This is a genomic window from Enterobacter sp. UPMP2060, assembly GCF_053709655.1.
Genome location: NZ_JBSKJQ010000009.1, coordinates 25517 through 45704 on the forward strand (window position 1 = coordinate 25517; position 20188 = coordinate 45704).

Annotated in this window: 17 protein-coding genes and 1 riboswitch; of the genes, 10 read left to right on the forward strand and 7 right to left on the reverse strand. The window is 57.7% G+C overall.

What is annotated here, in order from left to right:
- Positions 1–16: 16 nt before the first annotated feature.
- A complete protein-coding gene (locus tag ACWKXN_RS16720) occupies positions 17–637 on the reverse strand; it encodes a TIGR04211 family SH3 domain-containing protein (protein WP_024906484.1) in 621 nt (206 codons plus the stop codon).
- A 229-nt stretch (positions 638–866) separates the two neighbouring features.
- On the opposite strand from ACWKXN_RS16720, the gene ACWKXN_RS16725 reads away from it, so the two are divergent.
- From ACWKXN_RS16725 to hldE, 3 genes are read left to right on the forward strand one after another with little or no spacing between them, the layout of a single operon-like run.
- The gene (locus ACWKXN_RS16725) at positions 867–2168 is read left to right on the forward strand and encodes a CYTH domain-containing protein (protein ID WP_454544045.1); all 1302 of its coding nucleotides are present in this window, start codon (positions 867–869) and stop codon (positions 2166–2168) included.
- Between the two features lie 21 nt (positions 2169–2189).
- Entirely contained in the window at positions 2190–5045 is a 2856-nt protein-coding gene (glnE, locus tag ACWKXN_RS16730; RefSeq protein WP_454544046.1) for a bifunctional [glutamate--ammonia ligase]-adenylyl-L-tyrosine phosphorylase/[glutamate--ammonia-ligase] adenylyltransferase, read from the forward strand.
- Between the two features lie 40 nt (positions 5046–5085).
- Positions 5086–6516: a bifunctional D-glycero-beta-D-manno-heptose-7-phosphate kinase/D-glycero-beta-D-manno-heptose 1-phosphate adenylyltransferase HldE gene (gene hldE / locus ACWKXN_RS16735; protein ID WP_033146667.1), complete on the forward strand. Its 1431-nt coding sequence runs from the start codon at positions 5086–5088 to the stop codon at positions 6514–6516.
- A 76-nt stretch (positions 6517–6592) separates the two neighbouring features.
- Here hldE and ubiK read toward each other — a convergent pair whose 3' ends face one another.
- Positions 6593–6889 (reverse strand): ubiquinone biosynthesis accessory factor UbiK, encoded by a 297-nt coding sequence (gene ubiK, locus ACWKXN_RS16740; protein ID WP_454544047.1) that lies wholly within the window; start codon positions 6887–6889, stop codon positions 6593–6595.
- 119 nt (positions 6890–7008) lie between these two features.
- Positions 7009–7159, forward strand: a riboswitch (FMN riboswitch).
- A gap of 106 nt (positions 7160–7265) precedes the next feature.
- Here ubiK and ribB point away from each other — a divergent pair.
- On the forward strand, positions 7266–7919 hold the full coding sequence (ribB, locus tag ACWKXN_RS16745; RefSeq protein WP_023309208.1) for a 3,4-dihydroxy-2-butanone-4-phosphate synthase: 654 nt from the start codon (positions 7266–7268) through the stop codon (positions 7917–7919).
- 32 nt (positions 7920–7951) lie between these two features.
- Here ribB and zupT read toward each other — a convergent pair whose 3' ends face one another.
- Entirely contained in the window at positions 7952–8725 is a 774-nt protein-coding gene (gene zupT / locus ACWKXN_RS16750) for a zinc transporter ZupT (protein ID WP_033146665.1), read from the reverse strand.
- A 196-nt stretch (positions 8726–8921) separates the two neighbouring features.
- Here zupT and ygiD point away from each other — a divergent pair, with 196 nt between their 5' ends.
- On the forward strand, positions 8922–9710 hold the full coding sequence (gene ygiD, locus ACWKXN_RS16755) for a 4,5-DOPA-extradiol-dioxygenase (RefSeq protein WP_033146664.1): 789 nt from the start codon (positions 8922–8924) through the stop codon (positions 9708–9710).
- A gap of 93 nt (positions 9711–9803) precedes the next feature.
- Here the strand turns inward: ygiD and ACWKXN_RS16760 are convergent, their stop codons facing one another.
- The 3 genes from ACWKXN_RS16760 to tolC form a co-directional block, all read right to left on the reverse strand.
- Complete coding sequence (locus ACWKXN_RS16760; protein ID WP_069303316.1) at positions 9804–10964, reverse strand: glutathionylspermidine synthase family protein; 1161 nt, start codon at positions 10962–10964, stop codon at positions 9804–9806.
- Positions 10965–10966: 2 nt separating this feature from the next.
- A complete protein-coding gene (locus ACWKXN_RS16765; protein WP_029740695.1) occupies positions 10967–11635 on the reverse strand; it encodes a DUF1190 family protein in 669 nt (222 codons plus the stop codon).
- A gap of 192 nt (positions 11636–11827) precedes the next feature.
- Positions 11828–13306 (reverse strand): outer membrane channel protein TolC, encoded by a 1479-nt coding sequence (gene tolC / locus ACWKXN_RS16770; RefSeq protein ID WP_032659905.1) that lies wholly within the window; start codon positions 13304–13306, stop codon positions 11828–11830.
- 204 nt (positions 13307–13510) lie between these two features.
- On the opposite strand from tolC, the gene nudF reads away from it, so the two are divergent.
- Genes nudF through parE form a run of 5 tightly spaced genes read left to right on the forward strand, consistent with a single transcriptional unit; the run spans position 13511 to position 17919 of the window.
- Positions 13511–14143, forward strand: coding sequence for an ADP-ribose diphosphatase (gene nudF / locus ACWKXN_RS16775; RefSeq protein ID WP_023333429.1), 633 nt, complete (start codon positions 13511–13513; stop codon positions 14141–14143).
- Entirely contained in the window at positions 14140–14562 is a 423-nt protein-coding gene (locus ACWKXN_RS16780) for a DUF1249 family protein (RefSeq protein WP_003862516.1), read from the forward strand. The genes nudF and ACWKXN_RS16780 overlap by 4 nt, the downstream gene beginning before the upstream one ends.
- 27 nt (positions 14563–14589) lie before the next feature.
- Positions 14590–15417 (forward strand): 3',5'-cyclic-AMP phosphodiesterase, encoded by an 828-nt coding sequence (gene cpdA, locus ACWKXN_RS16785; RefSeq protein ID WP_024906493.1) that lies wholly within the window; start codon positions 14590–14592, stop codon positions 15415–15417.
- The gene (gene yqiA / locus ACWKXN_RS16790) at positions 15417–15998 is read left to right on the forward strand and encodes an esterase YqiA (RefSeq protein ID WP_008502976.1); all 582 of its coding nucleotides are present in this window, start codon (positions 15417–15419) and stop codon (positions 15996–15998) included. The genes cpdA and yqiA overlap by 1 nt, the downstream gene beginning before the upstream one ends.
- 28 nt (positions 15999–16026) lie before the next feature.
- On the forward strand, positions 16027–17919 hold the full coding sequence (gene parE, locus ACWKXN_RS16795; protein ID WP_029740698.1) for a DNA topoisomerase IV subunit B: 1893 nt from the start codon (positions 16027–16029) through the stop codon (positions 17917–17919).
- An 83-nt stretch (positions 17920–18002) separates the two neighbouring features.
- Here parE and ACWKXN_RS16800 read toward each other — a convergent pair whose 3' ends face one another.
- On the reverse strand, positions 18003–20144 hold the full coding sequence (locus tag ACWKXN_RS16800; protein WP_454544048.1) for a TonB-dependent siderophore receptor: 2142 nt from the start codon (positions 20142–20144) through the stop codon (positions 18003–18005).
- Positions 20145–20188 lie beyond the last annotated feature (44 nt).

The following is a 20188-nucleotide window of genomic DNA, read 5'->3' on the forward strand; positions in this document are numbered from 1 at the left end:
TGGCAGAGAAGACGAATTAGTTCATCCAGCGGTCTTTACGCTTGCGGCTTGGGATCAGATGCGGCAGCACCAGACCCAACACCAGACCCACGCCCAGCACGCCGCCGCCATACATAAACCACTGCATGATGATGGTGCGCTGTTTGTCGTCGAGCTGCAGATTAGCGGCATTCACTTTCTTCTGCGCGACAATCAGCTCGTTTTTCAGTTTCTGGTTCTCTTCTTTCAGACCGTTAATCACCCCGTCGCTTTGCGCCACTTTCTGCTGCATTTCAGCGGTGCGCTGGTTCCAGGTGCCGTCGATGTTGTTCAGCTTGTCGGTCAGGGTCTTCACCTGGTTTTCCAGATCGGGAACGCGCGTGCGCAGGCTTGGCACGGTGCTCAGCTCTTTCAGCGGGATCCAGGACGTACGGCCGGTACTGTCGCGAACCTGACCGTAATTGGTGTCCGCGTTGGTCTGTAACAGGGTGACTTCCTCGCCGGCATTCACCGTGCCCACGAGGCGATAATTATCTCCAGGGCCACTGCGTACCCAGGTGTTCAGTTCGTCAGAAACGTAACGCTTCTCTTCAGCGTGCACTGCGGTTGCGGCGCTAAAAGCGAGTAAAGTAAGTCCAATCAGGCGTAATTTAAGCATCATTAGTCGTTATTTTCATAAATAGTGGAACGATAGTAGTGGCAACAGTGTCTCTACGCAAAGCATTCGTCAGCAATCAGAATCATCTGTGTCACGACTCTATACATTTACGCCCGACAAATTGCTCATTGCATGGCAATTTGGCGCAAAATACTATGTACTGACAAACAAATGGCGAGGAAGTTCGCCCTCATTGACGCGTCTGTGACGCCCGCAAAAGTACAAGGCTATGGCACAAGAAATCGAATTAAAGTTTATCGTCGAAAAAGACAGCGTTGACGCACTCCGCCAGCATCTGCATACGCTTTCCGGCGAACACCATGCACCGGTACAACTGCTTAATATCTATTACGAAACGCCAGACAACTGGCTGCGTCGCCACGATATGGGGCTGCGCATCCGCGGCGCGAGCGGGCGCTACGAGATGACGATGAAAATTGCCGGCCGCGTGGTCGGCGGTTTACATCAGCGCCCGGAATACAATATCGACATCAGCAAGCCAGAACTTGAGCTGGAACGTTTCCCGACGGAAGTCTGGCCGGATGGCGAACTGCCTTCCACGCTGGCGGAACAGGTGCAGCCGCTGTTCAGCACTGATTTCTGGCGCGAAAAATGGCTGGTGACGGAAGGCAAAAGCCGCATCGAAATCGCCCTCGATCTTGGCGACGTGAAGGCGGGTGAGTTCCAGGAGCCGATTTGTGAACTCGAGCTTGAGCTGCTGGAAGGGGACGCGAATGACGTGCTGAAGCTGGCGCGCAGGCTGGTGAACCAGTCCGGATTGCGTCAGGGAAGCCTGAGTAAAGCCGCGCGGGGTTACCATCTGGCCGCCGGAAATGCGCCGCGCGTGCTGAAAGAGACGACCATTTTGCACGTTGCGCCGAAAGCCAGCGTTGAACAGGGGCTGGAAGCCGCGCTGGAGCTAGCGCTTTCTCAGTGGCAGTACCATGAAGAGCTGTGGGTGCGAAATGTGAAAAACGCGAAATCCCATGTGCTGGCGGCGATTGCCCTGGTGCGCCATACCCTGACGCTGTTCGGCGGTATTGTTCCTCGCAAAGCGAGCGCTCACTTACGTGATCTGCTGACGCAAACCGAAACGCTGATGCTCTCCGACGTATCGGCGCAAACGGCGATCTACAGCCCGCAAGCCGCTTCGGCAAAACTGGCGCTGACCGAGTTTCTGGTGACGCGCGGCTGGCGCGCCTTCCTGAATGCGAAAGCGGAGACCAAAATCGCGGAAAACTTTAAGCGTTTCGCGGATATTCATCTTTCCCGTCATGTCGCCGAGCTGAAGAGCACCTTTGCGTATCCGCTCGGGGACCAGTATGGCGATCAGCTTCCCCGTCTGTCGCGCAACATCGACAGCATGCTGCTGCTTTCCGGCGCTTATGACGGCGTTAAAACCCAGGCCTGGCTGGAAAACTGGCAGGGGCTTAAGCATGCCATTGAAACCCGCCAGCATATTGAGATTGAGCATTTCCGTAACGAGGCCATTTCGCAGGAGCCGTTCTGGCTGCACAGCGGAAAACGTTAACTCTGGCAAGGAACCCCTATAATGCCGCTTTCTTCACCGTTACAGCAGCAGTGGCAGACCGTTTGCGAACGTCTGCCTGAGTCATTACCGGCGTCATCGTTAAGCGAGCAGGCGAAGAGCGTGCTCGCCTTCAGTGATTTTGTGCAGGAAAGCATCACCGCCAACCCGGACTGGCTGGCAGAGCTTGAGAACGCGCCGCCGCAGGCGGACGAGTGGCGGCATTACGCCGGCTGGCTGCAAACCGCACTCGAAGACGTTGCGGATGAAGCCACGCTGATGCGCGTCCTGCGCCAGTTCCGCCGTCGGGTGATGGTGCGCATTGCCTGGGCTCAGGCGCTGGAGCGGGTGAGCGAAGAGAGTACGCTGCAGCAGTTAAGCGAGCTGGCGCAAACGCTGATTGTCGCCGCGCGCGACTGGCTCTACGCCGCCTGCTGTAAAGAGTGGGGCACGCCGTGCAGCGAGGAAGGGGTTCCTCAGCCGCTGTTGATTCTGGGGATGGGCAAGCTGGGCGGCTGCGAGCTGAACTTCTCCTCCGACATCGACCTGATTTTTGCCTGGCCGGAGAACGGCTCCACGCGCGGCGGCCGTCGCGAGCTGGACAACGCCCAGTTCTTTACCCGCCTCGGTCAGCGTCTGATTAAGGCGCTGGATCAGCCGACGCAGGACGGTTTTGTTTACCGCGTGGACATGCGCCTGCGCCCGTTTGGCGACAGCGGACCGCTGGTGCTGAGCTTTGCCGCGCTGGAGGATTACTACCAGGAGCAGGGGCGCGACTGGGAGCGCTATGCGATGGTTAAAGCGCGGATCATGGGCGACAGCGACGACGCTTACGGCAACGAGCTGCGCGCCATGCTGCGCCCGTTCGTGTTCCGTCGCTATATCGACTTCAGCGTGATCCAGTCCCTGCGTAATATGAAAGGGATGATCGCCCGTGAGGTGCGCCGTCGCGGGCTGAAAGACAACATCAAGCTCGGCGCGGGCGGCATCCGCGAAATCGAATTTATCGTTCAGGTCTTCCAGCTTATTCGCGGTGGTCGTGAGCCGTCCCTGCAGTCCCGCTCGCTGTTGCCGACGCTGAGCGCCATCGAGCAGCTGCACCTGCTGCCGGACGGCGACGCGCAAACCCTGCGCGAGGCCTATCTTTTCCTGCGCCGTCTGGAAAACCTGCTGCAAAGCATCAACGACGAACAGACCCAGACCCTGCCGGGCGATGACCTTAACCGGGCGCGCCTGGCCTGGGGCATGCGTGTGGACGACTGGGCGGCGTTAACCGAACGGCTGGATGCCCATATGGCAGGCGTGCGCCGCATCTTTAACGAGCTGATCGGTGATGACGAAAGTGAATCGCAGGACGATGCCCTTTCCGAGCACTGGCGCGAGCTGTGGCAGGACGCGCTCCAGGAAGATGACACTACGCCGGTGCTGACGCACTTAACCGACGACGCGCGCCATCGCGTGGTGGCGCTGATCGCGGATTTCCGTCTTGAGCTGAACAAACGCGCCATCGGCCCGCGCGGCCGTCAGGTGCTGGATCACCTGATGCCGCACCTGCTGAGCGAGGTCTGCTCGCGGGCGGACGCGCCGGTGCCGCTGTCGCGCATGATGCCGCTGCTGAGCGGGATCATCACGCGTACCACGTATCTGGAACTCCTGAGCGAGTTTCCGGGGGCACTGAAGCACCTGATTACGCTCTGCGCCGCGTCGCCGATGGTGGCCAACAAGCTCGCGCGTTACCCGCTGCTGCTGGATGAGCTGCTCGACCCGAACACGCTGTATCAGCCCACGGCGACGGATGCCTACCGGGACGAGTTGCGTCAGTATCTGCTGCGCGTGCCGGAAGAGGATGAAGAGCAACAGCTGGAGGCGCTGCGCCAGTTTAAGCAGGCGCAGATGCTGCGCGTGGCGGCGGCTGACATCGCCGGAACGCTGCCGGTGATGAAAGTGAGCGATCACTTAACCTGGCTTGCAGAGGCGATCATCGACGCCGTGGTCCATCAGGCGTGGGTGCAGATGGTGGCGCGCTACGGCCAGCCGAAACATTTGGCAGAACGTGAAGGACGCGGCTTTGCGGTCGTGGGGTACGGCAAGCTTGGCGGCTGGGAGCTGGGCTATAGCTCCGATCTGGATTTAATCTTCCTGCACGACTGCCCGGTTGACGTAATGACCGACGGCGAGCGTGAAATTGACGGGCGCCAGTTCTACCTGCGCCTGGCGCAGCGCATCATGCACCTGTTCAGTACCCGCACCTCGTCGGGCATTCTGTATGAAGTGGATGCCCGTCTGCGTCCGTCCGGCGCGGCGGGCATGCTGGTGACCTCGACGGAGTCCTTCGCCGATTACCAGAAGAATGAAGCCTGGACGTGGGAACATCAGGCGCTGGTGCGCGCTCGCGTGGTGTATGGCGATCCGCAGCTCAAAACGCAGTTTGACGTCATCCGTAAGGACGTTATGACCACCGTGCGTGATGGCAGCACGCTGCAAACTGAAGTGCGCGAAATGCGCGAGAAAATGCGCGCGCATCTCGGCAATAAACACCGCGATCGCTTTGATATTAAAGCCGACGAGGGCGGGATTACCGATATTGAGTTCATTACCCAGTATCTGGTGCTGCTGCACGCCCACGACAAGCCGAAGCTGACGCGCTGGTCCGATAACGTGCGCATTCTGGAGCTGCTGGCGCAAAACGACATCATGGACGAGCAGGAGGCGCAGGCCTTAACCCGCGCCTATACGACGCTGCGCGATGAGCTTCACCACCTGGCGCTGCAGGAGCAGCCGGGGCACGTGGCGCTGGACTGTTTTGCTCATGAACGTGCTCAGGTAACGGCCAGCTGGCAGAAGTGGCTGGTGGAACCGTGCGTAACAAATCAAGTGTGATATTATCGCGCGCAAATTGTGAATCTTTCTGGAGTCAGGAATGAAAGTAACACTGCCAGAGTTTGAACGTGCTGGGGTAATGGTTGTTGGGGATGTGATGCTGGATCGCTACTGGTATGGGCCTACCAGCCGCATCTCTCCGGAAGCACCGGTACCGGTGGTTAAGGTCGACACCATTGAAGAGCGTCCCGGCGGCGCGGCAAACGTGGCGATGAACATTGCCTCTCTGGGCGCGCAGTCGCGTCTGGTGGGCCTGACCGGCATCGACGATGCGGCGCGCGCGCTGAGCAAGTCGCTGGCGGACGTGAACGTGAAGTGCGACTTCGTTTCTGTTCCGACCCACCCAACGATTACGAAACTGCGCGTGCTGTCGCGCAACCAGCAGCTGATCCGCCTCGACTTTGAAGAAGGGTTCGAAGGCGTTGATCCTGAGCCGCTGCACGAGCGTATCAACCAGGCGCTGGGCAATATTGGCGCGCTGGTGCTGTCCGACTACGCCAAAGGCGCGCTGGCGAGCGTGCAAACGATGATTCAGCTGGCGCGTAAAGCCAGCGTGCCGGTGCTGATCGACCCGAAAGGGACCGATTTTGAGCGCTATCGCGGCGCGACGCTGCTGACGCCAAACCTCTCCGAGTTTGAAGCGGTGGCGGGTAAGTGCAAAACCGAGGACGAACTGGTTGAGCGCGGCATGAAGATCATTGCCGATTTCGAGCTGTCCGCGCTGCTGGTGACCCGCTCCGAGCAGGGGATGACGCTGCTGCAGCCGGGCAAAGCGCCGCTGCATATGCCAACCCAGGCGCAGGAAGTGTACGACGTGACCGGTGCCGGTGATACGGTGATCGGCGTGCTGGCGGCGACGCTGGCAGCAGGAAACTCGCTGGAAGAGGCGTGCTACTTCGCTAACGCCGCGGCGGGCGTGGTCGTCGGTAAACTTGGTACCTCAACCGTTTCGCCAATCGAGCTGGAAAACGCGGTGCGCGGTCGTGCGGATACCGGTTTTGGCGTCATGACCGAAGACGAGCTGAAGGTGGCCGTTGCCGCCGCGCGCAAGCGTGGTGAAAAAGTGGTGATGACCAACGGCGTGTTCGACATTCTGCACGCGGGCCACGTTTCGTATCTGGCGAACGCGCGCAAGCTGGGCGATCGCCTGATTGTGGCGGTTAACAGCGATGCATCGACGAAACGCCTGAAGGGTGAAACGCGTCCGGTGAACCCGCTCGAGCAGCGCATGATTGTGCTCGGCGCGCTGGAAGCGGTGGACTGGGTGGTGTCGTTTGAAGAAGATACCCCGCAGCGCCTGATTGCCGGTATTCTGCCGGACCTGCTGGTAAAAGGTGGGGATTACAAGCCGGAGCAAATCGCGGGTAGCGAAGAGGTCTGGGCGAACGGCGGCGAGGTGATGGTGCTCAACTTTGAGGACGGGTGCTCAACCACCAACATCATCAAGAAGATCCAGAAGGACAGTCAGTAAAAAAACGGGCCAGCTGGCCCGTTTTTTTCTCCCTCTCCCTGTGGGAGAGGGCTGGGGTGAGGGCATCAGGCCGCACTTACTCCTGGTCGTCCACCGGTGGAATGGCCGGTGCCGGCTTCACTTCTTCCGGCACATTGCGGTTTTCCAGCTCGCTCAGACGCTGTTCCAGCAGCGCCAGCTTCTCGCGGGTGCGCAGCAGAACCTGGGTCTGCACGTCAAACTCTTCGCGGCTGACTAAATCAAGGCGAACCAACTGCGCCTGCAGCGTCTGGCGGATTTTCTTTTCTACGTCATCACCAAATTCACGAATGCCTTTTGGCATAGATTCATGAACCTGACGCGCGATCTGCTCAATTTTTTTCGGGTCAATCATTGGCGTTTCCCTTGATGGAAAAGTGTTAGTGTCCATTGTAGCGCGTCATGCCCGGGGTAAACAAAATTGTTTGATGCTTATGCATTGCCCAGGATAATCAATAGCGTTATAGTTATCTCGCTTATTCTCAGGGCGGGGCGAAATTCCCCACCGGCGGTAAATCAGCGTGACGCTGAAAGCCCGCGAGCGCTTTGGGTGAAAACTCAAAGGTCAGCAGATCCGGTGTAATTCCGGGGCCGACGGTTAGAGTCCGGATGGGAGAGAGTAACGATCAAGTCGGGCATGGGCCCGCTCACGTTATCTTTTTGCCGCTTATACGGCGCTCCTAAGACTGCCCTGATTCTGGTAACCATAATGTTAATGAGGTTTTTTTACCATGAATCAGACGCTACTTTCCTCTTTTGGCACTTCAACTCAACGTGTTGAACATGCACTGGATGCACTGCGCGAAGGCCGCGGTGTGATGGTGCTTGACGATGAAAACCGTGAAAACGAAGGCGACATGATTTTCGCCGCCGAAAACATGACCGTTGAACAGATGGCGCTGACCATCCGTCACGGCAGCGGCATCGTATGCCTGTGTATTAATGAAGATCGTCGTAAGCAGCTCGATCTGCCGATGATGGTCGAAAACAACACCAGCGCCTTTGGTACCGGTTTTACCGTGACCATTGAAGCGGCGCATGGCGTGACCACAGGTGTGTCTGCGGCTGACCGTCTGACCACCGTACGTGCAGCGATTGCTGATGGTGCGAAGCCATCCGATCTGCACCGTCCAGGCCACGTCTTCCCACTGCGTGCGCAGGCGGGCGGCGTGTTGACCCGCGGTGGTCACACCGAAGCGACGATCGACCTGGTGACGCTGGCTGGCTTCAAACCTGCTGGCGTGCTGTGCGAACTGACCAACGATGACGGCACCATGGCGCGCGCGCCGGAATGCATTACCTTTGCCCGCCTGCACAACATGCCGGTGGTCACGATTGAAGATCTGGTTGAGTATCGCCAGGCGCACGAGCGCAAAGCCAGCTGAAAATAAAAACGCCGGGATATCCCGGCGTTTTTTTACCCGATTCCTGCGGTCTGCAGCAGAACCAGACTTAATCCCATCACCGACATTCCGCACAGCACGCCATAGCTGGGGTTGTTGTTAGGATCGATCTCCTTCGCCAGCGGCATCAGTTCATCCACCGAAAGCGCAACCATGATCCCGGCTACCGCGGCCATAATCGCCGCCATCACTACCGGAGAGACCAGGCTACCAAGGATCAGCCAGGCCAGTACGCCGCCAAGGATTTCGGCCATCCCGGAAATGCCCGCCCAGAACACCGCGGTGCGTTTCGATCCCGTTGCGGCATACACGGGTCCGGCGACGGCCAGTCCTTCAGGAATATTGTGTAAGGCTACCGCCAGCGCGATGCCAAAGCCCATCTCAAGATTGCTGCTGGCCGTCACGTAGGTAGCGACCCCTTCCGGGAAGTTGTGCAGGCTGATGCCAAGCGTTAACAGCACGGCGGTACGCTTGATATTGCGCGGCATGGGCGTCACGTTTTTCTGCATTAAATCCTGCGGATGCGCGTGCGGTAGCATCCGATCGAGGGCAAAGTATCCCAGCAGGCCAAAGACAAACATGCCGTAGCCCAGCAGCGGAGACATGCCTTCCGTGCCCAGCGCGGCAGGCAGCATCTCCATCAGGGAGATGAGCAGCATGATCCCGGCAGCAAAGCCCAGTGAAAAGGCCAGTACGCGGTTAGAGGGCTTTTGGCCGAGCACGCCGAGGAGCGCACCGATGAAGGTCGCGGCGCCCGCCAGTATGGTCAGGATCAGGGGGACTGACATGCATTGCTCCTTATGATAATCATTCTCATTAATATAAATGATCCATTTCTGGCAAAGCGAGGGTGAAAACCCGGCTTTACACATTCCTTACATTCAAATTTCCTGATGATGATCTTCACGCTTATCTACGTTCATCTTTGCCGGATTGCGCGTAATGTAGCACCATTAAATTGACACCTTCTGTAAGGATATCACCATGACTTCTTCCCGTATGCCAGCCCTGTTTTTAGGCCACGGTAGCCCTATGAACGTTCTGGAAGACAACGTCTATACCCGCGCCTGGCGTCATCTTGGCGAGACGTTGCCGCGTCCGAAAGCGATCGTGGTGGTGTCTGCACACTGGTTTACCCGTGGGACCGGCGTGACCGCCATGGAAGCGCCAAAAACCATTCATGATTTTGGCGGCTTCCCGCAGGCGCTGTACGACACGCATTATCCGGCCCCCGGGTCGCCTGAGCTGGCGCAAAAGCTGGTAGAGTTGCTGGCACCTGTCCCTGTGACGCTGGATAAAGAAGCCTGGGGCTTTGACCATGGCTCCTGGGGCGTGCTGATTAAAATGTATCCTGACGCGGATATCCCGATGGTGCAGTTGAGCATCGACAGCACTAAACCGGCGGCCTGGCATCTGGAGGTGGGGCGCAAGCTGGCAACCCTGCGTGATGAAGGCATCATGCTGGTGGCGAGCGGCAACGTGGTGCATAACCTGCGTACCGCACGCTGGCACGGTGAGAACACGCCGTACCCGTGGGCAACCTCTTTTAACGACTACGTCAAAGCGAACCTGACCTGGCAAGGCCCGGCCGAGGAGCATCCCCTGGTGAACTATCTGGATCATGATGGCGGTTCGCTCTCTAACCCGACGCCGGAACACTTCCTGCCGTTGCTGTACGTGCTTGGCGCGTGGGATGGTCAGGAGCCGGTGACGATCCCGGTCGACGGTATTGAGATGGGGAGTTTGAGTATGCTGTCGGTGCAGATTGGGTAATAAAAGCAAAACGGCAACCTCAGGTTGCCGTTTTGAGTGTTTGCACCCTCTCCCACAAGGAGAGGGGCGAGGGTGAGGGCATCAGGCTGCGGCCTATTCGACAAAAATGTGCGGATAAAAGCGTGACAGATCCTGCGTGATCAGCGCGCGATCTTCGCGAATGCCAATCCCGGCCGGTTGATCGTTGATAAGCCAGCTGCCAATCAGCGTATAGCTGTCGCCAAATTTCGGCAGCTGATAGAACTCCTGGACGATCATCCCTTCTTCGCCGTATGGCCCTTCAACCGCTTCCAGCGTCTTGCCGTTTTCGATAATCGAGACGTTTGCGCCTTCGCGGGAGAAGATCGGCTTAACAACGTATTTTTCCATTTGCGGGTAATCATCTTCCGCAAAATAGGCTGGCAGCAGGTTCGGGTGGTTCGGGAACATCTCCCAGAGCATCGGCAGCAGGGCTTTGTTAGAGATGATGCTCTTCCAGGCCGGCTCCAGCCAGCGTACGCCAGCATCTTCCAGCTTGGTGGAGAACATCTCGCGCAGCATGTATTCCCACGGGTAGAGCTTGAACAGGTTGCTTATCACCTGGTCCTGCATATCCGTAAACTGACCTTTTTCACCCAGGCCGATATCCTCGATATAGAGGAACTCGGTCGCCACTTCCGCTTCGGCGGCGCAGTCCTGCAGATACTGAACCGTGCCACGGTCTTCTTCCGTGTCGCGGCAGCAGGCGAGATGGAGCAGGTTAAAGCCATGTTGTTCGCGCAGCTCGGCAAAACGCTCAATCAGCTTTTCCTGCAGGCTGTTAAACTGGTCGCTGCCTTCCGGCAGGTTTCCGGCATTGGCCTGGTCTTCCAGCCAGATCCACTGGAAGAACGCCGCTTCATACAGAGAGGTTGGCGTATCGGCGTTGTTTTCCAGCAGCTTCGGTTCACCTTTGCCGTCCCACGCCAGATCCAGGCGAGAGTAAAGCGAAGGTTGATTCGTTCTCCACGACTGGCGCACAAAGCCCCAGGTGTGCTTCGGAATGCGGAACTTTGCCATCAGCTCGTCGCTGTCGATGACCTTTTCCACGACCTTCAGGCACATCTGGTGCAGCTCGGCCGTCACCTCTTCCAGTTTTTCCACCTGAGCCAGCGTGAGCTTGTAATAGGCGTCTTCACACCAGTACGGCTCGCCGTACATGGTGTGGAAGTTAAAACCGTACTCGGTGGCTTTTTCGCGCCAGTCCGGGCGTTCGGTGATACTGACTCGTTCCATGGTCAGCCGCCCATTGAGCGAGTAGAGGAGGTGCCTGTCGCACTGCGCTGCATGCTGGTCTGCTTCGCCACAGATTCACCAAACCCGCCGCGGGTGATGGTGCTGGTGGTCGCAGGCTTCGGCGCCATCGCCGTTTTCGGAACGTTCACGGTGCGGCCAGGGGTCGCTGCGCCGTAGCCTTTGCCGCTGGCATCGGTATATTGACCGTAAGCCGGGCTGGCCGGGTTTTTCGAGCTAAACAGCGGCTGCTGCTGGTAGCCCGCACCGCCGCCCATCAGGCGACCCATCATGTAGCCTGCCATCAGCGGCATCCAGAAGCTGCCGCTGGACTGCGCCTGCGCCTGATTTTCAGGTGCGGTGCCTGCCTGAGCCGGTGCCTGCTGGCACTGACCTTCACCAAACTCCGCCACGCAGTCTTCGCGTGAGGCATATTTCGGTGCAGTACGTTCCGCTTCTTTCAGCGCGCTGGTGTAAGCCGTTTTACATTCGGCGGCTTTGCCGGTTGCGGCAGAGCAGTCGTCTGCGTTTTGATACAGCGAAACCGTTTCGTCATTTTTCTCACAGCCTGCCAGCATAAAGACAGCCGTGACCGCCAGCGCAACAGGGGTGAGGTGACGCGCGTTCCAGCTCTTGCGGAACGAAGCGTGATTTATGGATTTTGTCCGTTTCATGTTTGTCTTCCAGGACCCAGTGGTAATAACGCTCAGGATAGAGGATGAGTGGTTGAAAATGAAGCGAAGAGGGGCGGAATCAGGGGGATCTTTACGTTGGCTTACGTTCGGATGTGATTCAGATGCGCCCCTTTCCCTGTGGGAGAGGGGCGGGGTGGAGGGCATCAGGCCGCAGTGGGCCTGATAACACTCTTAGTTACGGAACGGATTATTGCCTTTGCTGGCGGATGTAGTGGTACGCGCAGCGGCCGGCTGTGCCGCAGGGGTGTTGCTGTTAGCGTTGAAGTTATCAACCGCGGCAACCTGCTCCGGGTTCTCCGGCGCAACGCTGTCCGGAGAGGTGGAGACCGGTTTGCCCAGCGCGCTGTTCAGCATCTGCAGATCTTGCTCGTTCAGCGTACCCAGAGCCTGTTTGATGTTCAGCTGGTTAATCAGGTACTGGTAACGCGCGCTTGAGAGCTGCTGTTTCGCGTTGTACAGCGTGGTGGTCGCGTCGAGCACGTCCACGATAGTACGCGTACCGACCGAGTAGCCCGCTTCCATCGCATCCAGGGAGCTCTGCGCAGACACAACGGCCTGTTTATAGGCGTTGATGCTGCTGATCGAGGCGTTCACGTTGTTGAAGGAGGAACGTACGGTCTGCACCACGTTGCGGTGGGCGCTTTCCAGCTGCTCGCTCGCGCCAACAAAGTTGTACTGCGCCTGTTTCACCTGAGAGTTGACCTGACCGCCCTGGTACAGCGGCAGGGAGAAGCTCAGACCCACTTTATTCTGACCCATATTGCTGTCGTCATACTGGGACGTATTGGTTTTAGAGCCGCTGTAGGTCGTATCAGAGACACCGGTAGACGCGCTCAGGCTCAGGGTTGGCAGATGGCCGTCCTGCGCCTGACGAATTTGCTCGCGGGCCAGGTCCTGGCTCAGACGCGCCTGCAGCAAACTCAGGTTGCGGTTTTCCGCCTCTTTCAGCAGGGCGTTAACGGCCTGCGGTTTATCCGTTTTAAAGCTGTCCACGTTCAGCGACGCCAGCTCAGGATAGTAATTCCCGGTGACCTGACGCAGGGATTCCAGCGCGTTGTCGAGGTTGTTACGCGCGGTCACTTCGTTAGCCAGCACGGTGTCGTACTGTGAACGGGCGTTCTGCACGTCGGTGATCGCGACCAGGCCCACGTTGAAACGCTGGGTAGTTTGATCTAACTGGCGGTAAATCGCCTGTTTCTGCGCTTCGGTGTAGGAGAGTGCATCAATCGCGCTCAGCACGTTGAAGTACGCCGTGGCGGTGTTCAGGATCAGCGTCTGCTGGTCGGTCTGATAGGTCACATCCTGGATACCCGCGCTCTTTTCCTGCAGGGTCAGGGCGCGCCATTTGGACATATCAAACAGCGTCTGTGTCAATTGCAGTGAGGCGCTGGTAGCATTGGAGTTTACGCCGTTAGCGTCGCGGAAACCGTTGCTGTAGGTATAATCTGCACCTAAACCTAACTGTGGCAGCAAGGGGCTACGCGCTTCGTTAATCTTTTCAAACGCAGCATCACGATCGGCCGCTGATTTACGTAAATCAGGGTTGCCCAGACGTGCCTGCTGGTAGACCTGTAACAGGTTTTCCGCCTGGCTCATTGCACTGAAGCCCGTCAGGCTCAGGCCGATAAGGATGGGGAGCAATTTCTTCATTTGCATTCCTTGTTGTGAAGCAGTATTAGCGCTGATCTAATTAAAAAATAATTGCCGATTCTAACAGAATCTTCCATACCAAAAGGTTGGCGTAACGTGCCATCTGGCGGTAATTTGCACCAATCTACCATATAGCCTTACAAACGGCAGCCAAACAGCCTTGAAATTCACAATTTCATCACCATTGCTACCAGGACTCGACTCATGCAGAAACCAGAAAAGTTGCCCGTGACATTCGCCAAAAACGATGTAGAAATTATTGCACGAGAAACGCTTTATAGCGGTTTTTTTTCAATGGATCTTTACCGTTTCAGGCATCGCCTGTTTAACGGGGAAATGAGCGGCGAAATCAGACGCGAAATTTTTGAGCGCGGGCATGCGGCAGTCTTGCTACCCTTTGACCCAGTGCGTGACGAAGTTGTGCTGGTGGAGCAGATCCGCATCGCCGCTTATGACGTCAGTGAGAGCCCGTGGCTGCTGGAGATGGTGGCCGGGATGATCGAAGAAGGTGAGTCTGTTGAAGACGTCGCCCGTCGCGAGGCGCTGGAAGAGGCCGGACTGGTGGTGGGCCGTACAAAACCGGTGCTGAGCTATCTGGCAAGCCCGGGCGGTACCAGCGAGCGCTTGTCCATAATGGTGGGCGAAGTGGACGCCACGACGGCGGAAGGGATCCACGGTCTGGCAGATGAAAACGAAGATATTCGGGTTCATGTGGTGAGCCGGGAACAGGCTTATCAGTGGGTAGAAGAGGGGAAAATCGACAACGCAGCGTCTGTCATCGCCCTGCAATGGCTGCAGCTGCATTATCAGACATTACGAAACGAGTGGAAAAAATGAAGCGCTATACACCTGACTTCCCAGAAATGATGCGCCTGTGCGAAACCAATTTCGCACAGTTGCGCCGCCTGCTGCCGCGAAACGACGCACCCGGCGAAACGGTAAGCTATCAGGTGAGCAACGCGCAGTATCGGTTAACGATAACAGAATCAACGCGCTACACTACGCTGGTGGAGATTGAGCAAACGGCACCCAGCATTAGCTACTGGAGCCTGCCGTCGATGACGGTGCGCCTCTATCACGACGCGATGGTCGCTGAAGTGTGTTCAAGCCAGCAGATCTTTCGCTTCAAGGCGCGGTATGATTACCCGAATAAAAAGTTGCATCAACGCGACGAAAAGCATCAAATTAACCAGTTTTTAGCCGACTGGCTAAGATATTGTTTAGCACATGGAGCAATGGCGATTCCGGTTTGTTAGCGTCATAAACCTACCTAAGGACACCATTTGGAAAGCCTGTTGAACCTGACTGTTGCTGGTGGGGCGCCAGTCAGGATATTACAAATCACCGATACCCACCTTTTTGCCGAAAAGCATGAAACGCTACTGGGGGTCAACACCTGGGAGAGTTATCAGGCGGTACTTAGCGCCATTCACGCTGAAAACCGTGCATGCGATCTGATTGTCGCAACGGGCGATCTGGCGCAGGATCAGTCCTCCGCGGCCTACCAGCATTTTGCTGAAGGCATCGCGAGCTTTAGCGTGCCTTGCGTCTGGCTGCCAGGAAACCATGACTTCCAGCCCGCCATGTACAGCTCTCTTCAGGATGCGGGAATTTCTCCGGCGAAATGTGTTTTTGCGGGTGAACAGTGGCAGATCCTGCTGCTCGATAGCCAGGTGTTCGGCGTCCCGCACGGTGAGTTAAGCGAGTTTCAGCTCGACTGGCTTGAGACCAAACTGGCTGCTGAACCTGAACGTCACACGCTGCTGTTGCTTCATCATCATCCTCTGCCGGCGGGCTGCAGCTGGCTCGATCAGCACAGCCTGCGCAACTCCGCGGCGCTGGATCGCGTGCTGGCGAAATTCCCACGGGTGAAAAATCTGCTGTGTGGACATATTCATCAGGAACAGGATCTCGACTGGAACGGGCGCCGCATGCTGGCGACGCCATCGACCTGCGTTCAGTTTAAGCCGCATTGCGCCAACTTTACGCTGGACACCATCGCGCCAGGCTGGCGCTGGCTGGAACTGCATGCCGACGGCACGCTGACCACGGAAGTCTGCCGTTTGACCGGTGCAAAATTCCGCCCGGATACCGCTTCAGAAGGCTATTGATGTCTACGCTCCTTTATCTGCATGGATTCAACAGCTCGCCGCGCTCCGCAAAAGCGACACAGTTTCGCCAGTGGCTGAGCGAGCATCACCCCGACGTTGAGATGATTATCCCGCAGCTGCCGCCTTACCCGGCAGAGGCCGCGGAGATGCTGGAATCTATTGTGCTTGCGCACGGCGGCGAAACCTTCGGTGTGGTCGGTTCATCGCTGGGCGGGTACTACGCCACCTGGCTCTCACAATGCTTCATGCTGCCCGCCGTTGTGGTTAATCCGGCGGTACGGCCATTTGAGCTGCTGAGGGACTTTCTTGGCGAAAACGAGAACCCCTACACCGGGCAGCAATATGTGCTAGAGTCACGCCATATTTACGATCTCAAAGTTATGCAGGTCGACCCGCTTGAGGCACCGGATCTCATCTGGCTGCTGCAACAGACGGGTGATGAAGTGCTGGATTACCGCCAGGCAGTGGCGTATTACGCCTCCTGCCGCCAGACTATAGAAGAGGGCGGAAACCATGCTTTCACGGGCTTTGAGAATCATTTCACCCAGATTGTCGATTTTCTTGGACTGCACAGCCACTGACAATCAATGCGAATTGCTAGTTTAAATCATGACGCAAACCTATAACGCTGATGCCATTGAGGTCCTCACCGGGCTTGAGCCGGTTCGCCGCCGCCCGGGGATGTACACCGATACGACGCGCCCAAACCATCTGGGCCAGGAAGTTATTGATAACAGTGTGGACGAAGCGCTGGCGGGCCATGCCAAACGCGTTGACGTCATTCTGCACGCCGATCAGTCGCTGGAAGTCATCGACGACGGGCGCGGCATGCCGGTGGATATCCATCCGGAAGAGGGCGTGCCTGCCGTTGAGCTGATCCTCTGTCGTCTGCACGCGGGCGGTAAGTTCTCCAACAAGAACTACCAGTTCTCCGGTGGTCTGCACGGCGTGGGCATTTCCGTGGTGAACGCCCTGTCCAAACGCGTGGAAGTGAACGTCCGTCGCGACGGTCAGGTGTACAACATCGCGTTTGAAAACGGCGATAAGGTGCAGGATCTGCAGGTTGTCGGCACGTGCGGCAAACGCAACACCGGTACCAGCGTCCACTTCTGGCCTGACGAAAGCTTCTTCGACAGCCCGCGTTTTTCCGTTTCTCGCCTGACGCACCTGCTGAAAGCCAAAGCGGTGCTGTGTCCGGGCGTGGAAATCACCTTTACCGATCACGTTAACAATACCGCACAAACCTGGTGCTACGCCGACGGTCTGAACGATTACCTGTGCGAAGCGGTAAACGGCCTGCCGACGCTGCCGGAAAAACCGTTTGTCGGTAACTTTAGCGGCGATACCGAAGCCGTGGACTGGGCGCTGCTGTGGCTGCCGGAAGGCGGCGAGCTGCTGACCGAAAGCTACGTCAACCTGATCCCAACCATGCTCGGCGGTACCCACGTCAACGGCCTGCGTCAGGGGCTGCTGGACGCGATGCGTGAGTTCTGCGAATACCGCAATATTCTGCCGCGCGGCGTGAAGCTGTCGGCGGAAGATATCTGGGATCGCTGCGCCTACGTGCTCTCCGTGAAGATGCAGGATCCGCAGTTTGCCGGTCAGACCAAAGAGCGCCTGTCGTCACGTCAGTGCGCGGCGTTCGTTTCCGGCGTGGTGAAAGATGCGTTTACCCTGTGGCTGAACCAGAACGTGCAGGCAGCAGAGATGCTGGCCGAAATGGCCATTTCCAGCGCCCAGCGTCGTCTGCGCGCCGCGAAGAAAGTGGTGCGTAAAAAGCTGACCAGCGGCCCTGCGCTGCCGGGCAAGCTGGCGGACTGTACCGCGCAGGATCTCAACCGTACCGAGCTGTTCCTCGTGGAAGGGGACTCGGCGGGCGGATCGGCCAAGCAGGCGCGCGATCGTGAATATCAGGCGATCATGCCGCTCAAGGGTAAGATCCTGAACACCTGGGAGGTCTCTTCTGATGAAGTGCTGGCCTCGCAGGAAGTGCACGATATTTCGGTGGCGATCGGCATCGATCCGGACAGCGACGATCTGAGCCAGCTGCGCTACGGCAAGATCTGTATCCTCGCGGATGCGGACTCCGATGGTCTGCACATCGCCACGCTGCTGTGCGCGCTGTTCGTGAAGCACTTCAAAACGCTGGTGAAAAACGGTCACGTCCACGTGGCACTGCCGCCGCTGTACCGTATCGACCTCGGCAAAGAGGTTTACTACGCGCTGACGGAAGAAGAGAAAGCGGGCGTGCTGGAACAGCTGAAGCGCAAGAAGGGCAAACCGAACGTGCAGCGCTTTAAAGGGCTGGGCGAGATGAACCCGATGCAGCTTCGCGAAACGACGCTGGATCCGAACACGCGCCGTCTGGTGCAGCTGACGATCAGCGATGAAGACGAGCAGCAAACCAACGCCATGATGGATATGCTCCTTGCCAAGAAACGTTCGGAAGACCGACGTAACTGGCTGCAGGAGAAAGGCGATATGGCGGATATTGAGGCCTGATGCCCTCACCCTAACCCTCTCCCGCCGGGAGAGGGAATGGATCGTAGGCCCGGTAAGCGTTAGCGCCACCGGGCTTTTTTACATCAAAACTCCATCTTCACCGTAAACTGCACTTCGCGCGGATCGCCAATCTGGTTGCCCAGGTTGTTGGTCGCAATCGACGACGTGTAGTAGGTCTTATCAAACAGATTTTTCACGTTCACCTGCAGCGTCACCGGATACTGTAGCTTCATCTTGTACGCCGCAAACGCGTCCGCCACGAAATAGCCCGGCATATAATAATCCGCACCGTTGGTTGCGGAACGACGGCTTACGCCGTGCCCGCCGCCGCCCAGCGTCAGGGTATTCCCGGCAAACGCATTGTGAATATCGTAGGTCAGGAACAGGGAGCCGGTATGGCGCGGCACGTTCGGCAGCGGTTTGCCCGCATAGTCCGGGTCTTCCAGAACCTTCGCGTCGGTATAGCCGTAGCTGGCGATAATGTTGGTGTTCTCGGTCAGCGACCCGGCGAGATCCACCTCCACGCCCTGCGAGCGCACGCGGCCCGCTGTTTTGGCGACGGTTTCATCACCCACGCTTTCTGTGTACAGCACGTTGCGCTTGTGGATATCAAACAGCGCAATATTGGCGGTAATGCCGTCGAACAGGTCAAACTTAGCGCCGATTTCATACGCGTTTGACGTTTCCGGCGGCAGGTCGCCGATGTAGCTCGCAATGGACGACTGCGGCATAAACGTCTGAGAGTAGTTGGCAAACAGCGAGACCGCCGGGGTGAGCTTATAAACAAGACCCAGCTTCGGCGTCCACTGGTCGTCGCGGCTGTCGGTGTTTACGTTAAACGGACGGCCTTTCCCCGCGTACTGGGTGTAATACTGATAGCGCATTCCGGCGACGGCGATCCACTTATCGGTCAGGTACAGCGCGTCCTGCGCGTAGGCGGAGTAGCTTTCCTGCTTGATGGTTTGATCGCTGTCGGATGCCGAGACGGTGGTGCACTTGCCGAGGCTGCCGTAGCTCGGGTTGTAAATATTGAAATCCTTAACGTTCTTACAGCGGATCATATCCGTACGCAGCAGATCGTAATTCTCATACGACACGCCGGTCAGGATCTCATTGTAAAAGCCCGCGATGTCCACGTTTCCCTGCAGATCCGCGCGCGTCGTGTGCATACGCTGGGTCGAGCCCTGGGTCGCATCCACGCGGCGGGTCAGATTGCCGGTTTTTGAATCGTAGGCCATCACGCGGGCCTGGTTATCGCTGTATTTATCCTGGCTGTAGCTGTAGTCGAACTTCGCGGTCCACTGGCTGTTGAGGCGATACTCCGCGTTGAGCTGAGCGAGATCGGACTGGCCGTCGGTCACGTTAAACGGTTCGTCGAAGCGGGTTTTGCGATCGACGTTGACGGCCTTTTTGGTGTTGAGATCGAAGATCGTTCCGCGATCGAACGGCGTTTTATAGTCGCGATGCGAATAGAGCACGGTCACGGTGGCATCGTCGCCGAACCAGGTCAGCGACGGGGCAATAAAGGTGCTGCGTTCGTTGCCGAAATTACGCCAGTAATCCTCGTCCTGATATTCGCCCGTCAGGCGATACGCCAGGCGCGTGCCGTCAATCGGGCCGGTAACATCAACCTGTCCGGTGCCGCCGCCAAAGCTGGACGAGGTAGCGGAAAGGGAACCGCCGAAGGTCTTCTCCGGGCGTTTGGTGACGACGTTAATCAGGCCGCCCGGATCGAGAATGCCGTAGAGCGTCGAGGCCGGGCCTTTCAGCACCTCTACGCGCTCGGTTGCGGCATTAAAGCTGCGCGGCAGCACGGTGCGCAGGCCGTTGGTCATGATCGAGCCGTCGCGGTTCGCGCCAAATCCGCGGCGCACGAAGGCATCCTGCGTACCGCCCAGTGTGTTGGTCTGCACCACGTTGCTGACGTTATAGAGCGCTTCATCCAGCGTGGTGGCATGCTGATCCGCCAGCACTTTGTCGCTGACGGTATTGACCACCTGCGGGATGTCCAGCATCGGCATGTTGGTTAACGTCGCGGTGGAGGTATTCAACGGCTGATAGCCATTCGTGGCCTCCACCGTCGTATTTGGATCGGCGGTGACGGTAAGCGTTTCGCCGTCTTTAGTCGCGGTGTTATCTGCTGCCTGCACCAGCGGCGCCATAAACAGCAGTGAAAAGAGCGCGCGCCCTTTTACCCCAGAGAGTGAAGGTGTGAACGTAGCCATTACATCTGTTATCCCGAAATATCCCGCGAATGACGTTTCGCGGA